This is a genomic window from Brevundimonas sp. C43 (genome assembly GCF_030732185.1).
Lineage (GTDB): Bacteria > Pseudomonadota > Alphaproteobacteria > Caulobacterales > Caulobacteraceae > Brevundimonas > Brevundimonas diminuta_C.
In genome coordinates, this window is the sequence record NZ_CP132231.1 from 2,018,010 (window position 1) to 2,032,813 (window position 14,804).

A 14,804-nucleotide genomic window follows, 5' to 3' on the forward strand; every position below is an offset into this window, starting at 1 on the left:
GACGCCCCGCCCCTCTCCCGCAACGGTTCGGCCTCTCCTATCTGCGTCGCATGACCGAACTGACCCCCCGCGAGATCGTCTCAGAACTGGATCGCTATATCGTCGGCCAGAACGACGCCAAGCGCGCCGTCGCCGTCGCCCTGAGGAACCGTTGGCGCAGGAAGCGCGTGCCGGCGGACCTGCGCGACGAGGTGACGCCCAAGAACATCCTGATGATCGGCCCCACCGGCGTCGGCAAGACAGAGATAGCGCGGAGGCTGGCGCGGCTGGCGGGCTCGCCCTTCCTGAAGGTCGAGGCGACCAAGTTCACCGAGGTGGGCTATGTCGGCCGCGACGTGGATCAGATCGTGCGCGACTTGGTCGAAAGCGCGCTGATCATGGTGCGCGAGCGCCGGCGCGGCGACGTGCGGGCCAAGGCCGAGGCCGCCGCCGAGGACCGGATTCTGGACGCCCTGGTCGGACCCGGCGCGGGGCCGGCGACGCGTGACAGTTTCCGAAAGAAGCTGCGCGCCGGAGAACTGGACGACAAGGAGATCGAGCTCTCGCTAGCGGACACCGCGTCGCCGATCCAGGGCCTCGACATTCCGGGCGGCGGCAATGTCGGCCTGCTGAACCTGTCGGAGATGCTGGGCAAGATGGGCGGCGGGCGCACCAAGACCGTCAAGCTGACGGTGCGCGATGCGACGACGCCGCTAATCGCCGAAGAGGGCGACAAGCTGCTGGATCAGGACAGCCTGACGCAGGAGGCGCTGAAACTGGCCGAGAACGAGGGCATCGTCTTCCTGGACGAAATCGACAAGGTGGCGGCTCGCCAAGGCGCATCCGGCGCCGACGTGTCGCGCGAAGGGGTGCAGCGCGACTTGCTGCCCCTGATCGAGGGCACCACGGTCTCGACCAAATACGGGCCGGTGAAGACCGACCATGTGCTGTTCATCGCCTCGGGCGCCTTCCACGTCGCCAAGCCCTCCGACCTGCTGCCCGAGCTTCAGGGGCGGTTGCCGATCCGGGTCGAGCTGAAGGCCCTGACGCGCGACGACTTCAAACGCATCCTGACCGAGCCGGAAGCCAATCTGATCCGTCAGAACCAGGCCCTGCTGGCCACCGAGGACGTGACCCTGACCTTCACCGACGATGCGGTCGAGGCGATGGCCGATGCGGCGGTGGCGGCCAACAGCGCGGTCGAGAACATCGGCGCGCGCCGGCTTCAGACCGTGATGGAGCGCGTGCTGGAGGAGACCAGCTTCAAGGCCTCGGACCTGTCGGGCCAGACCGTGACCTTCGACGGCGACGCGGTGCGCGACAAGATGGACGCCCTGACCAAGGACGTCGATCTGAGCCGCTTCATTCTGTAGCGACGCGCTCGGCGGCCTTGCGGTTCTGGCGGCCGCGCAGGCGATCCGCCACCCGTTCGGCCTGGCGCTGGGTGAAGGCCAGGGCCGCAGGGTTGCCGCGCCGGGCGCCGATGCTGTCGGCGACCTGGGCGCCCCGCTCGCCGATCGGCAGGGGCTTGCCGGTCGTGGTGTCCACGGCGGTCTGGTGCTCGATCTCGGCGTTCAGCTCGGCGCCCATCAGGATCACCTGCACCGACAGCCAGGTCCACAGCAGAAAGCCCATCATCGCCGCCAAAGGCCCGTAACTGTCGGTCCGCACGAAGTTGGACAGATACCAGCTGAACAGGAAAGAGACGGTCAGGCTGAGCACCGCCGCGAAGATCGCGCCCGGCGTGACCCAGCGCCAGCGCGCGCGCTGACGGCAGGGGCCATAGCGGTAGATGACGGTCAGGGCCGCGATATAGCCCGCCAGCAGCAGCGGCCAGCGCAGCGGCGCGATCAGGCCCCACTCCTCCTCGAGCCCGAACAGCCGCACCACCACCGGCACGCCGACGACCAGGACCGAGGTCAGGAGAACGGCGATGATGGCCCCGACGGTGAAGGCCATGCAGATCAGGTTGTAGCGCACGATGTTGCGGCGCTCGACCTCGTGGTAGGCGACGTTCAGGCCGTAGAACAGCACCTTGACCGCCCCGTTGGCGGTCCACAGCGACAGGGCCAGGGTCCAGGCCAGGGTGAAGGTCAGCTGGCTGTTGGAGTTCTCGGCCAGCCGCTGCATCTCCCCGCCCAGGAACTCGGCGATGCTGTCGGGCAGCAGGGCGTAGAGGAACTGCAGCCGGCCCCACGCGTCGGTCGGATCGGCGAACAGGCCGTAGAGGGTGACGAACGTCCCCAAGAGCGGGAACAGCGACAGCAGGGTGAAGAAGGTCACGCCGCCGGCGACGAAGCCGACCCGGTCGCCGAAGTAGGACCCGCCGGTGCGCCAGACGATGTCAGACCAGCCCTTGTGCGGAATGTGCTCGGGCCGTTTGGCCATGCGGCCGCGACCGGGCTCCTGAGCCTCATAGTCCTCGGGCGTGGGGACCTTGGGCGGCAGGGGTTCGGGGCGGGGGGCGCGCAGTTCGACCCCGACCTTGTGCCCCTGGCTGTAGAGCAGGTGGGCGGCGCCGGCCCCGGCGGCCAGACCCCCGGCGGCGGCGGCCAGGAACTTCCACACCCGGCCGCGCTCGACCGGCGCTGACGTCCGGGCGAACAGGTTGCGAAGCGGGGCGAGACGGGAGGGGCGGCGCGCAGTCATCCCGACGCGAACGGTCAAGCTGGCCTCGCGTTCCTCCCGTCGCGCTTGAAATCGTCGCCGGGCCGGGCCAATCAACGCCCATGACCGACCCCATCACGCCCAAGTCCGACACCGACGCCCCGACCCTGCTGACCGCCTGGAAGGCGGCGCAGGCCCGGCTGAAGACCGGCCGCATCGACAGCCCCGCCATCGACGCCCGCCTGCTGCTGGAGGCCGCGGCCGGCGCCAGCCGCATGGACATCCTGACCGACCCCTATCGGCCCATCACCGCCGACCAGTTGAGCGCCTATGAGGCCATGGTCGAGCGCCGGCTGAAGCGCGAGCCCGTCTCGCGCATCGTCGGCAAGAAGGGCTTCTGGAAGATCATGCTGAACGTCACCCCCGACGTCCTCAGCCCCCGCCCCGACACCGAGACCCTGATGGACGTGTCCATGCTGGCCTTCGGCAAGGCCGAGGTCTTCGACGCCATCGACCTGGGCACAGGCTCGGGCGCGATCCTGCTGGCGCTTCTGGCCGAGCGGCCGGCCGCGCGCGGGGTCGGCACCGACATCTCGTCCGAGGCCCTGGCGGTGGCCAAGGAGAACGCCGCCAACCTGGACCTGAACGAGCGCGCCACCTTCCTGCGCACCGAATGGGCCGCAGGCTTCGGCGACGCCAGCTTCGACCTGGTGCTGTCCAACCCGCCCTATATTCCGACCGACCATATCGCGACCCTGGACCCGGAGGTCCGCGACCACGACCCGCACCTGGCCCTGGACGGCGGTCCGGACGGCTTGCAGGCCTATCGCGACCTGGCGCCCGAGGTGAAACGCATCCTGAAGCCGCTGGGCGTCTTCGCCGTCGAGATCGGCTTTGACCAGGGCCCGCAGGTCAAGGCGCTGTTCGAGGCCGCCGGCTTCACCGACGTCAAGATCATCAAGGACCTGGGCGAACGCGACCGCGTTGTCACCAACGGCCCGGACCCGCGCACCAACCCCATCCCGCAGGACTGACCGAGATCAGACGGTCGGCGGACAAAAACACCGTCTAATTCGTCTAATTCGTCTGATCTGGCCCTCCCCGACCGTGCGACACGTCCCCTGCGGACGAACCGAGACAGGATCGCACGGTTTGGGGGTGTGGGCAGAAGGATGACGCTGCCCGGCGGCAGGGTGTTGGAATCGTTGGCGGTAGGCGTCGCAGATGCGCAGGCTGGCGGCTTTGCGTTAGGGTGCGCCACGAGGAGCCGCCCATGACGACCAACCGCCTGACGCCGCGTGACGTGACCCCCTGAAACTCCTCCAGGAATAGCTAGAGTCCGCCCAACGAAGGACGGATAGAATGAAGCGATCAAGATTCACGGAAGAGCAGATCATCGGGATCCTGCGGGAGCAGGAGGCCGGTGTGGCGACGGCGGAGATATGTCGGCGTCACGGGGTCAGTTCGGCGACCTTTTACAAATGGAAAGCCAAGTTCGGCGGGCTCGATGTGTCGGAGGCTCGGCGGCTGAAGGCGCTCGAGGATGAGAATGCTCGGCTCAAGCGGATATTGGCGGACGCGATGCTGGACAACGTGGCGCTGAAGGACCTGCTGGGAAAAAAGTGGTGACGGCCGCCGGCTATCGCGAGGCGGCTGGTCATCTGCAGGCCGTCTACGAGATGAGCGAACGGCGGGCGTGCCGTGTGCTGGGTGTTGATCGGACGAGCGTGCGCTATCAGGCGACGCGCCCGGACGACGGCGCCCTGCGCGACCGGCTGAAGGCTCTCGCCCAGGAGCGTCGCCGGTTCGGCTATCGCCGCCTGCACGTGCTGCTGCGGCGCGAGGGCCATGCGGTCAACAGGAAGCGGGTTCAGCGAATCTATCGCGAGGAGCGACTGACGGTCCGTCGACGCGGCGGTCGGAAGCGCGCCATCGGCACCCGAAGACCGCTGGAGCTGCCACTGGTGGCGAACCAGCGCTGGTCGCTGGACTTCGTGGCCGACCAGATGACTGACGGGCGGCGCTTCCGCATCCTGACGGTGATCGACAACTGCACGCGTGAATGCCTGGCGCTGGTGGCCGACACCTCGCTGTCGGGCGCGAGGGTCGTGCGGGAGTTGGACGCCGTCATCCGGCAGCGGGGCCGGCCCGACACCATCGTCAGCGACAACGGCACGGAGTACACCTCGAACGCTGTCCTGGCCTGGGCCGACGACACCGGCGTCGGCTGGCATTACATCGCGCCGGGCAAGCCCCAGCAGAACGGCTTCAATGAGAGCTTCAACGGGCGGCTGCGTGACGAGCTACTGAACGAGACGTTGTTCCGATCCCTGCCGCACGCCCGCGCGGTACTGGAGACCTGGCGGCGCGATTACAATGAGCGGCGTCCGCACTCGAAGCTCGGGTGGCTGACGCCGCAGGCTTATGCAGAAGCGCTCACCGGACAGATCGGCCGGTCCGCTGCGCTGGTTGGGGGCTGCGCTGACCGGCCTCTTGCCAACCCCGACAGCCCCAGCTCAGATCAACCCGGGACTCTCGCTATGGCTGGATGAGAAACGGGGGTCACGTCACGCGCGCCCGCGGACTGCGCCAAGTCGGCGGCTTGGCCGAGGAGCGGATATGGGCGCGGTTGCGCGGCGGCGCCGTCGACGGTTGGAAAGTGCGACGCCAGCACCCGGTCGGCCGGTTCGTGGTCGATTTCGCCTGCGTGCCGCTGCGGCTGGTCATCGAGATCGACGGCGGAGTGCATGAGCGCGACGAGGTCGTCTTGAACGACCACTATCGCCAGCAGGCGATCGAGGCGCTGGGCTGGACCGTCATCCGCTTCACCAACGCCGAAGCCCTGGCCGACCCCGCCCGCATCGACGCCGCCATCCGCGCCCACGCCAAAACGCTAGGCCTGTGACCTTCCCTCTCCCATTGGGAGAGGGCTTGAGCGCCCGAGAGCGCAGCGAGCGGCCTTGCGCGAAAGGGTGAGGGTCGCCCGCCGCACACCAACCGCTGCGGCACGACCGTTGCGACGGCTCACGCCGACTTCGACGCCCAACCCTCATCCGTCCGCTTCGCGGCTACCTTCTCCCAACGGAGAAGAGGCGACGTTTAGGCAGCCATCAAAGGCAAGTCTTTCCAATCTGCGCTGGCGGGTCGAACATGAGACGTCACTTGGGAAATGAGCGCTAGCGACTCCGATGGCCACGCATTCAAATCTTCCACAACCGCCTCGCGGGGCCAATCAGGCTGTGCGCGTTGCACATCGGAGAACTTAGTGTGAGCGAACGCTACGGATGGAGGGGCCGGACTGATGATTTCGAAAAGTGCGAAGCGCCCGCTGTTAAGTTTCACGCCGAAATCAAAATCGTATTGACTGCTACTCGCACCGAGCACCGCAATTTTGGAATGAACCATCGGGGTAGAATAAGCTCTTTCAAGTTTGTCTTTGACTACCTCAAAGAGCGCGCGCTCCCGGTTGCGCGTTGACCTGTCCAACATTTGGGCAGCCCATGACCGAGAAGCTTCGGCGACTAGAGCCATAGCTGACGCTAAATTATCCGCGCTTACATCGTCAGCAACAAATGCCTCCCCTTCAAATCGGAGACCGGAAAAATCGGCGATTGCTTCAGCACGTTTGCGATCGCCGGGACGCATGTGATGCACGCCCTCATCTAGAACCGCTGTGCGCCCTAATCCGTCGTCAGAAACACGAAAGCTGCCACTTCGAGTGGGAACAACCGTAAGGCTGATCAGCTCTCCGCTAGGGAACAATGTGGTCGTAGGCACACGAATTACACCGTCAGCAAACCAAGGCTTTTGGCTGCCGGCTATAGCGTCTCTGAGAACTTCGTATTGGTCTGACACTAGAAAAGTTCCGGCCGGTGCGGCGGGGGCGGAATGCTCCCTACAATATTGCATCTCTCTAGAAAGAACATCATCGCGGCGTCCAAATCGGTCAGATTCGATTCAACGTAGGCATCATATCGCTCTCTGGGTTGTCGCTGCCGGGGCCAACGCCGGTTGAATTCCCATGGGTAGTAGCGGGTAACACCTGCCGGCAGCCTGCTCCCCCTCAACTCACGAGGTAGCGTGGGCCGAAGGGAGTTGACGTGCTGCGCCTTGGGTTGAAAGCTCAGCCTTTGAATCGGATCGCCGTCAGCAATAAGCAATAAACTTACCGACTGACGCTGAGTGCGAATGGTCGCATTCCCGCGCACTTCGAGCCCGCGAACGCTGATGCCGTCGAGCAACAGCGTGACAACAAGAAGCGCCCGACCGTCACTGTTGGGGTCTTCTCGCCAGTTAGGCTGTCCAGCAACAACCTTGGTTGAGGCAAGCAGGCGGTCAATCTCGTCAAGCGAAAGCATATCTGAGCATCGCGTGGTTTTCCCCATCGCGTAAACCCCAGATTGTCGCAGTCTTCAATGCACCCGCATCTTCCCGATCTCCAACCCGCCTTCGCCGGCGGTGACGGCGATCACGCCGCCGTCCTCGATCTCGCCAGCCAGCAGTTTGCGCGCGATCGGGTCGACCAGGTCCTTCTGGATGACGCGTTTCAGGGGCCGTGCGCCATACGCCGGGTCGTAACCGCGGTCGGCGAGCCAGGTCAGGGCGCTGTCGTCCAGGTCCAGGGTCAGGCGGCGGTCGGCGAGCAGTTTTTCGAAGCGTGACAGCTGGATGCGGACGATGCCGCCCATCTGGTCGCGGCCCAGGCGGTGGAACAGGATGATCTCGTCGATCCGGTTCAGGAACTCGGGCCGGAAGTGGGCGCGCACGGCGTCCATGACGAAGGGGCGCACGGCCTCCACGTCGTCGCCCTCGCCCTGATCGGCCAGATACTGGCTGCCCAGGTTGGAGGTCATGATGATCAGGGTGTTCCTGAAATCGATGGTGCGCCCCTGCCCGTCCGTCAGGCGGCCGTCGTCGAGCACCTGCAGCAGCACGTTGAAGACGTCGGGGTGGGCCTTTTCGACCTCGTCGAACAGGACGACCTGATAGGGGCGACGGCGCACGGCCTCGGTCAGGGCGCCGCCCTCGTCATAGCCGACATAGCCGGGCGGGGCGCCGATCAGGCGCGAGACGCTGTGTTTCTCCATATATTCCGACATATCCAGGCGGGTGATGGCCGCCTCGTCGTCGAACAGGAAGTCGGCCAGCGCCTTGGTCAGTTCGGTCTTGCCCACGCCGGTCGGGCCCAGGAACAGGAAGCTGCCCAGCGGGCGGTTGGGGTCGTTCAGGCCGGCGCGGGCGCGGCGCACGGCGTCGGAGACGGCGGCCAAAGCCTCGTCCTGACCCACCACGCGACCGCCGAGCGCGGTCTCCATCTGAAGCAGTTTCTCGCGTTCGCCCTCCAGCATCTTGTCGACGGGCACGCCGGTCCAGCGGCTGACGACGGCGGCGATCTGTTCGGCGTCGACGACCTCGGGGGTCAGGGGGCCTTTCCCGCTGGTCTCGTTCGCCTCGGCTTCTTCGAGTTGCTTTTCGATCTGGGGGATTTGGCCGTAGGCGATCTCTGACGCCCGGCCCAGGTCGCCCGCGCGCTGGGCGTTGGCGAGTTCCAGGCGCAGGCGGTCCAGGGTTTCGCGCAGCTGAGCGCCTTGGCCCACCTTGTCCTTTTCAGCCTTCCACTGGGTGGTCAGGTCGTCGGACTGGCCTTCCAGATCGGCGATCTCGTCCTCCAGCTTTTCCAGACGGTGTTGGGAGGCCTGGTCGGTTTCCTTCTTCAAGGCCTCGCGTTCGATCTTGAGCTGGACCAGGCGGCGGTCGATCTCGTCCAGGGCCTCGGGCTTGGAGTCCACGGCCATGCGCACGCGGCTGGCGGCCTCGTCGATCAGGTCGATGGCCTTGTCCGGCAGGAAACGGTCGGTGATGTAGCGGTTCGACAAAGTGGCGGCGGCCACAATCGCGCTGTCGGAAATGCGCACGCCGTGGTGGACCTCGTACTTCTCCTTCAGGCCGCGCAGGATGGAGACGGTGTCCTCCACCGTCGGTTCGGCGACGAAGACCGGCTGGAAGCGGCGGGCCAGAGCGGCGTCCTTTTCGACGTGCTTGCGGTATTCATCCAGGGTCGTTGCGCCCACGCAGTGCAGCTCGCCGCGCGCAAGAGCCGGCTTCAGCAGGTTGGACGCGTCCATGGCCCCGTCGCCCTTTCCGGCGCCGACCAGGGTGTGCATCTCGTCGATGAACAGGATGATCCCGCCTTCAGCCGCCGAGACCTCGGACAGGACGGATTTCAGACGCTCCTCGAACTCGCCGCGATATTTGGCGCCGGCAATCAGGGAGCCCATGTCCAACGCCATGACGGTCTTGTCGCGCAGGGATTCGGGCACGTCGCCGTTGACGATGCGCAGGGCCAGACCCTCGACGATGGCGGTCTTGCCCACGCCGGGTTCGCCGATCAGGACGGGGTTGTTCTTGGTGCGGCGGGCCAGGACCTGGATGGTGCGGCGGATCTCTTCGTCGCGGCCGATGACCGGATCGATCTTGCCGTCGCGGGCGGCCAGGGTCAGGTCGCGGGCGTAGCGTTTCAGGGCGTCATAGCCGTCTTCGGCGCCGGCGCTGTCGGCAGTCTTGCCCTTCCTCACCTCGGCGATGGCGGTCTCCAGCTTGTCGGCCGTGACGCCCGAAGCCTTCAGCACCTCGGCGGCGACCCCGCCTTCCCTGGCGAGCGCGGCCAGCAGCCGTTCGGTGGTGACAAAGGCGTCGCCGGCGGTCTTGGAGGCTTCCTCGGCGGCGGCGAAGACGCGCGCGGTGTCGCCGTCCAGATAGAGCTGGCCGGAGCCGCCGGTGACCTGGGCGCGCTTCTTCAGCGCGGTTTCGACATCGGCCTCAGCGCGGCGGGCGTCACCGCCGGCGGCGGTGATCAGGTTTCTGGCCAGGCCGTCGCGTTCCTCCAGCAGCACCTTGAGCAGATGCTCGGGCGCGAACTGCTGGTGACGGCGGGCGAGCGCCAGCGACTGTGCCGACTGGACGGCCTGTTTGGCGCGGTCGGAATAGAGTTCGAGATTCATGGTGTCAGTCCCCTCGGGAGGCGGATGGATTTCAGCGCGCCCTCTGCTGAGCAGCACGCCGTTGAGATCGAGGTGGGTGTGACGATCGGGTCACACAAGGGGTCCGTAGGGCGGCTTTCGGGGCTGTCCGTTTCGCCGCCCCGCGCCTAGGCTCTGACTGAACAGGAGCGCCTCGTGATCGCCCATTCCGCCTGGCCCGTCGATCCGGCCGTCGTCGGCCCTTTTCTGATCGCCGTGGCGCTGATCGAGCTGACGCCGGGGCCGAATATGGGCTGGCTGGCGCTGGTCGCCCTGGCGCGCGGACGGCTGGCGGGTTTCGCGGCGGTGGCGGGGGTGACCCTGGGGCTGGCGGTGTGGATGCTGGCGGCCGCCTATGGGCTGGCGGAGGTCTTTTCCGCCTGGCCGCCGCTGTATCAGGGCCTGCGCTGGGCGGGCGTGCTGTTTCTGCTGTGGCTGGCGTGGGAGGCGTGGCGCGCGCCGACGATCGAGGCGGCGGCCACGCCGGACGCGCGGTCGCTGCGCGGCCTGTTCGTGCGCGGCCTGATGGGCAATCTGCTGAACCCCAAGGCTGCAGTCTTCTATGTCGCCCTGCTGCCGACCTTCATGCGGCCCGACCACGGCGCGCCGCTGAGCCAGGCCCTGACGCTGGGGAGCCTGCATCTGGCGGTCGCCGTCCTGGTGCACAGTTTGATCGTGATCGGCGGCGCGGGCGCGGCGCGGCTGGCGCCCCGGATGCGGGGTCGCGCCCTGCGCATGGTGATGGCCGGCGGCCTCGTCGTGGTCGCCGCCTGGTTGGCCTGGGAGACGCGAACCTGAGCCCGCATCCCCCGTCAGGCCGTCAGCCCCCGGTCGGGCCGGTCGAGAAGTCGAACTGTTCCGGCTGGCGGCGCGGACCGCCGAAGTTCCAGGTCAGGCCGATATAGAAGGCCCGCAGCTTGATGTCCTGCTCCGAGCGTTCGCGGAACTGCGGCGTCTCGTAGATGGTCGTGGTGTTGAAGGTGTTGAACAGATCGCGCGCGGTGAAGTTGAACGACAGCTGCTCGCTCAGCTTTCTGCGATAGCCCAGATTGACCATGCCGCCGGCCTCGCGCCGGCCCTGGGCCAACAGGCTGTCGCCCTGCCAGAAGCTGGAGACCTGGACGAAGTCCTTGGCCGTCGGCTGCCAGTTCAGGCTGAGACGGCCGCTGGCCAGCGTCGCCTCGCGGTCGCCGCCGCCGACGACGGCGCCCGAGTCGATCTCCTGGCGGAAGACGTTGACGCTGGCGCTGTAGCGCAGGGTCGGATGCAGACGCCCGTTCGCCGTCGCCTCCACCCCCAGGTCGCGACGCGAGCCCAGGTTTTCCGGACGGGTCAGGAAGACGCCGCCGCCGATGTCGGACGCCACGTCGGTGAAGGCCTTGTCGGTGTTCCGCAGATAGGCGGTGGCCTGATAGAAGCTCTGGCCCTTTCGCATCTGCCACATGGCCTCGAAGCTGTCGGTCTCCTGCGGCTCCAGATCCGGATTGCCCGAGCGGACGTTCAGCGGGTCCTGATAGACGACGAAGGGGTTCAACTGGCTGGGCTGGGGCCGCTGGATGCGGCGCGAATAGCTGGCGCGCAGGGTCTGTTCGGGCGTCAGCTGATACTGGACGTGGGCGGTGGGATAGGCGCGGAAATAGTCCTGGGACGCCGCGGCGCCGCCGGTCAGATCCTTGATCTCGATGTCCGCCTGCTCAAGCCGCAGGCCCAGCTGGGCCGACAGCTTCTCGCCCAGCGGCCGCTCGTAAGTGGTGTAGAGGGCATGCACCGTCTGGGTGGCTTCGAAGCGATTGTTCAGGGCCGGGACCGGCGCCAGGGCCGCCTGCGAGGGACCGCGCAGGAACTCGGCGTCCTGCTCGGGCCGCTGGGCGTTCAGCTCATAGCCCAGGCGCAGCTTGCCGCCGTCGGACATCGGGCGGGTATAGGCGCTGGTAAAGCCCCAGGTGACCTGATCGACCGCGGTCTTGGTCCGCTCGTACAGAGCCGCGCCCGCCGGGGTCAGGAAGGTGGTCAGGGTCTGGCTGGTGGTGTCGTTGGCATTGGAATCGTAGCGCAGCTCGTTGGACCACTCATGGCCGTCGCCGTCGAAGCGGCGCAGCACGCGCGCCGTGGCGCCCCAGTTGTTGAAGGTGAAGTCGGAATCGCCGACCCGGCGATAGGCGCTGGTCACCGCGCCGGCGGCGTTGAGGGTTTCATACAGGCCGTCGCCCGAACCCGTGCCGTCGAAGGCCACGCCGCGCAGTTCGCCGGTCAGCTGGGTCTTGTCGTCCAGCTTGTATTCGGCGGTGAAGCGGGCGAAGGCGCCGTTCTGCTCGGACCCGACAGGCTGTTCGACGGTCGTGGTCGAAACCACCGCGCCAGTGACCGGATCCAGCTGTTCACGGACGCGGTTGAACGTCAGTTCGGTCGGATCGGAGCGATAGCTGGCGTCGCCCGACAGGGTCAGGCGATCCTTCTGGTACGAGCCGCTGAGGCCCGCGTTCCAGCGGCCGTTGTCGCCGACGTTGACGCGCAGCGAGCCGGTCGTCTGGGTGCCCGGCTTGGGCGCCGTGGGCTTGGTGATCAGATTGATGACCCCGCCCGAACCCTCGGGGCTGTAGGCGGCGGACGGATTGGTCATGACCTCGATGCGGGCGTACTGGCTGGCCGGCAACTGGATCAGGGCCTGGCCGCGACCGGGACCGGTCAGGATGCCGGACGGGCGGCCGTCGACCAGGATGGTGACATTGGCGTCGCCGCGCAGCGACACATTGCCCTCAGGATCCACGTCCACCGACGGCACGTTGCGAAGCGCGTCAGCCAGACTGCCCGTCGTCGCCTGAAGGTCGTTGGCCAGGCTGTAGCTGACCGAGTCGATCGAGGTGCGCACGTCATTGGCGCGGGCGTTGACGACCACGTCGCCGACGCTGGCGGGCTGCTGTTGCTGGGCCGGTTCGGTCGTCTGAGTGCGCGGCGCGGGCGTCTGGGCCGCCGTCGCCGGGGTCTGAGCGGCCGGCTGGCTCGTCGTCGCCGGCGGCGGGGTCTGAGACGGCGTTTGAGTCTGGGCCAGAGCGGCGCCGGGCAGGGCGACGGCGGCCGCACCCAGCATGAGAACGAATTTGGAAGAGGTCATGCCCCGGCGATCCTGAAAGAGTGCGCGGGCGTCTGTTTGCGCCCGTCGATAAGCCTGACTATCGATGTTACTTTGAATCGCAAAGTTACATCTTCTTCATCGAGACGGCGCGGTTGTGGCCAAGCTGGGAACTGTCAGCTTCGCCATACGCTTTGACCCGATGCTGACCACGAAGATGAACCCCCGCGTGTTCTGGGGCGCGAGCGCCATCATCGCGCTGCTGCTCCTTGTCGCCATCGTCGCGCCGGGAGAATCCGACCGCCTGTTCCAGAGTGTTCAGGCCTGGGTGATCGACACCTTCGGCTGGCTTTATATCGCCTCGGTCGCCGCCTTCGTGGGGCTGGTGCTGGTGCTGGCGATCGGCCCCACGGGCGCGCTGAAGCTGGGGCCGGACGACGCCGAGCCGGACTTTCCCTATCTGTCCTGGCTGGCCATGCTGTTCGCCGCCGGCATGGGGATCGGCCTGATGTATTTCGGCGTCGCCGAGCCGATCCAGCACTATATCAATCCGCCCGAGGGCGCCGGCCGCACCTTCGACGCCGCGCGTCAGGCCATGGGCATCACCTTCTTCCACTATGGGCCCACGCCTGGTCGATCTATGCGCTGGTGGGCCTCAGCCTGGCCTTCTTCGCGCACCGCAAGGGTCTGCCGCTGACGCTGAGGTCAGGCCTGTCGCCCTTGCTGGGCAAGCGCGTCAACGGACCCATCGGCGATGCGGTCGACATCTTCGCCATCTGGGGCACGGCGTTCGGCATCGCCACGTCCCTGGGTTTCGGCGTGTCGCAGATGAACAGCGGCCTGACCTATCTGCTGGGCGTTCCCAACACGGCCTGGGTTCAGGTCGGGCTGATCGTCGTGGTCATGGCGGCGGCGACCGCCTCGGTCATGAGCGGGGTCGGCAAGGGGGTGCGCCGTCTGTCGGAGCTGAACCTGGTTCTGGCGGTGCTGCTGATGCTGTTCGTGCTGGTGGTCGGGCCGACCGGCTTCCTGTTCAAGGCGCTGGTCCAGAACATCGGCTTCTACCTCAGCCATTTCGTCGAGCGGACCTTCACCCTGTACGCCTATGAGCCGCGCGCCTGGATGGCGGACTGGACCCTGTTCTACTGGGCCTAGTGGATCGCCTGGTCGCCCTTCGCTGGGATGTTCATCGCCCGGATTTCGCGCGGCCGAACAGTGCGGGAGTTCCTGTTGAACGTGCTGCTGGTGCCGGCCGGCTTCACCTTCCTGTGGATGACCGTCTTCGGCAATACGGCGATCAGCCTGGACATGGGCCAGGCGGCGGGCGCGATTTCCAACGCCGTTTCGGCCGACCTGTCGACCGCCCTGTTCTACTTCCTGGAGCAACTGCCGGGCGCGGCCTTCACCTCGGGCCTGGCCATCCTGCTGGTGGCGGTCTTCTTCGTCACCTCGGCCGATTCGGGGGCCCTGGTGATCGACACCATCGCCTCTGGCGGCGCCGACGACACGCCGCGCTGGCAGCGGGTCTATTGGTGCCTGCTGCTGGGCCTGATCGCCGCGACCCTGTTGCTGGCGGGCGGGCTGGGCGCGCTACAGGCCGCCACCCTGGCTGCCGCCCTGCCCTTCGTCCTGATCATGATCCTGCTGTCGATCGGCCTGGTGCGCCAGATGACCGCCGACGTCGCGGGCCGCAGCCTCGAGACCGAAGGCGCCCCACTGGCGCAGCAGCTGAAACGCATTCTGGCCCCGGCCAGCCGCAGCGATATCAACGATGAGATCGAGCGCCACGGCCTGCCTGCGCTGGAAACGGTTCACGCCGCCATGGAGGCCGAGGCGGCGGAGTCCGAGATCGGGCGCGACGACGGCGTCGCCTGGCTGACGGTCAAACAGGGCGAGCGCACCTTCATCTATCGCCTGGGCGCCCGCTCGCGGCCGCGTCCCGCCGTGACCCAGCGCGAGACGCCCGAGGGCCGTCGCCTTCTGGAATGGCGACTGACCGCCCAGACCGGCCAAGGCGAACGCCCCCACGACATCACCGGCTTCACCCGCGACCAGATCGTCGCCGACGTGCTGGAAAAGCTTCAACGCTGGCGACTGGCATAGACGACGAAGGGGCGCTAGCGTCCGGC

Annotated in this window: 10 protein-coding genes and 1 pseudogene; 6 read left to right on the forward strand and 5 right to left on the reverse strand. The window is 67.0% G+C overall.

Annotation, left to right across the window (positions count from 1 at the left end):
- Positions 1 to 50 precede the first annotated feature (50 nt).
- Positions 51 to 1,352 carry an ATP-dependent protease ATPase subunit HslU gene (gene hslU, locus Q9R14_RS10245; protein ID WP_306002301.1) on the forward strand — a complete coding sequence of 434 codons (1,302 nt, stop codon included), beginning with the start codon at positions 51 to 53 and terminating at the stop codon, positions 1,350 to 1,352.
- Here the strand turns inward: hslU and Q9R14_RS10250 are convergent.
- Positions 1,342 to 2,646, reverse strand: coding sequence for a YihY/virulence factor BrkB family protein (locus Q9R14_RS10250; protein WP_306002302.1), 1,305 nt, complete (start codon positions 2,644 to 2,646; stop codon positions 1,342 to 1,344). The genes hslU and Q9R14_RS10250 overlap by 11 nt on opposite strands.
- Positions 2,647 to 2,708: 62 nt before the next feature.
- Here Q9R14_RS10250 and prmC point away from each other — a divergent pair, with 62 nt between their 5' ends.
- The 3 genes from prmC (at position 2,709) to Q9R14_RS10265 (ending at position 5,491) form a co-directional block, all read left to right on the forward strand.
- Positions 2,709 to 3,620 (forward strand): peptide chain release factor N(5)-glutamine methyltransferase, encoded by a 912-nt coding sequence (gene prmC / locus Q9R14_RS10255; RefSeq protein WP_306002303.1) that lies wholly within the window; start codon positions 2,709 to 2,711, stop codon positions 3,618 to 3,620.
- Positions 3,621 to 3,948: 328 nt separating this feature from the next.
- A protein-coding gene (locus Q9R14_RS10260) for an IS3 family transposase (protein WP_306002304.1) occupies positions 3,949 to 5,138 on the forward strand; the annotation gives its coding sequence in 2 pieces (ribosomal slippage) (positions 3,949 to 4,201 and positions 4,201 to 5,138; 1,191 coding nt in all).
- Positions 5,135 to 5,491 carry an endonuclease domain-containing protein gene (locus Q9R14_RS10265; RefSeq protein WP_306002305.1) on the forward strand — a complete coding sequence of 119 codons (357 nt, stop codon included), beginning with the start codon at positions 5,135 to 5,137 and terminating at the stop codon, positions 5,489 to 5,491. Before Q9R14_RS10260 ends, Q9R14_RS10265 begins: the two co-directional genes overlap by 4 nt.
- 194 nt (positions 5,492 to 5,685) lie before the next feature.
- Here the strand turns inward: Q9R14_RS10265 and Q9R14_RS10270 are convergent, their stop codons facing one another.
- From Q9R14_RS10270 to clpB, 3 genes are all read right to left on the reverse strand, one after another.
- Positions 5,686 to 6,231 (reverse strand): hypothetical protein, encoded by a 546-nt coding sequence (locus Q9R14_RS10270; RefSeq protein WP_306002306.1) that lies wholly within the window; start codon positions 6,229 to 6,231, stop codon positions 5,686 to 5,688.
- Positions 6,232 to 6,440: 209 nt separating this feature from the next.
- Positions 6,441 to 6,944 carry a hypothetical protein gene (locus Q9R14_RS10275; RefSeq protein ID WP_306002307.1) on the reverse strand — a complete coding sequence of 168 codons (504 nt, stop codon included), beginning with the start codon at positions 6,942 to 6,944 and terminating at the stop codon, positions 6,441 to 6,443.
- A gap of 54 nt (positions 6,945 to 6,998) precedes the next feature.
- The gene (clpB, locus tag Q9R14_RS10280) at positions 6,999 to 9,587 is read right to left on the reverse strand and encodes an ATP-dependent chaperone ClpB (RefSeq protein ID WP_306002308.1); all 2,589 of its coding nucleotides are present in this window, start codon (positions 9,585 to 9,587) and stop codon (positions 6,999 to 7,001) included.
- A gap of 174 nt (positions 9,588 to 9,761) precedes the next feature.
- Here clpB and Q9R14_RS10285 point away from each other — a divergent pair, with 174 nt between their 5' ends.
- A complete protein-coding gene (locus Q9R14_RS10285) occupies positions 9,762 to 10,403 on the forward strand; it encodes a LysE family translocator (RefSeq protein ID WP_306002309.1) in 642 nt (213 codons plus the stop codon).
- A gap of 22 nt (positions 10,404 to 10,425) precedes the next feature.
- Here the strand turns inward: Q9R14_RS10285 and Q9R14_RS10290 are convergent, their stop codons facing one another.
- Positions 10,426 to 12,717, reverse strand: coding sequence for a TonB-dependent receptor domain-containing protein (locus tag Q9R14_RS10290; protein ID WP_306002310.1), 2,292 nt, complete (start codon positions 12,715 to 12,717; stop codon positions 10,426 to 10,428).
- Positions 12,718 to 12,892: 175 nt separating this feature from the next.
- On the opposite strand from Q9R14_RS10290, the pseudogene Q9R14_RS10295 reads away from it, so the two are divergent.
- A pseudogene (locus tag Q9R14_RS10295) lies at positions 12,893 to 14,778 on the forward strand (BCCT family transporter).
- The last annotated feature ends 26 nt before the right edge of the window (positions 14,779 to 14,804 follow it).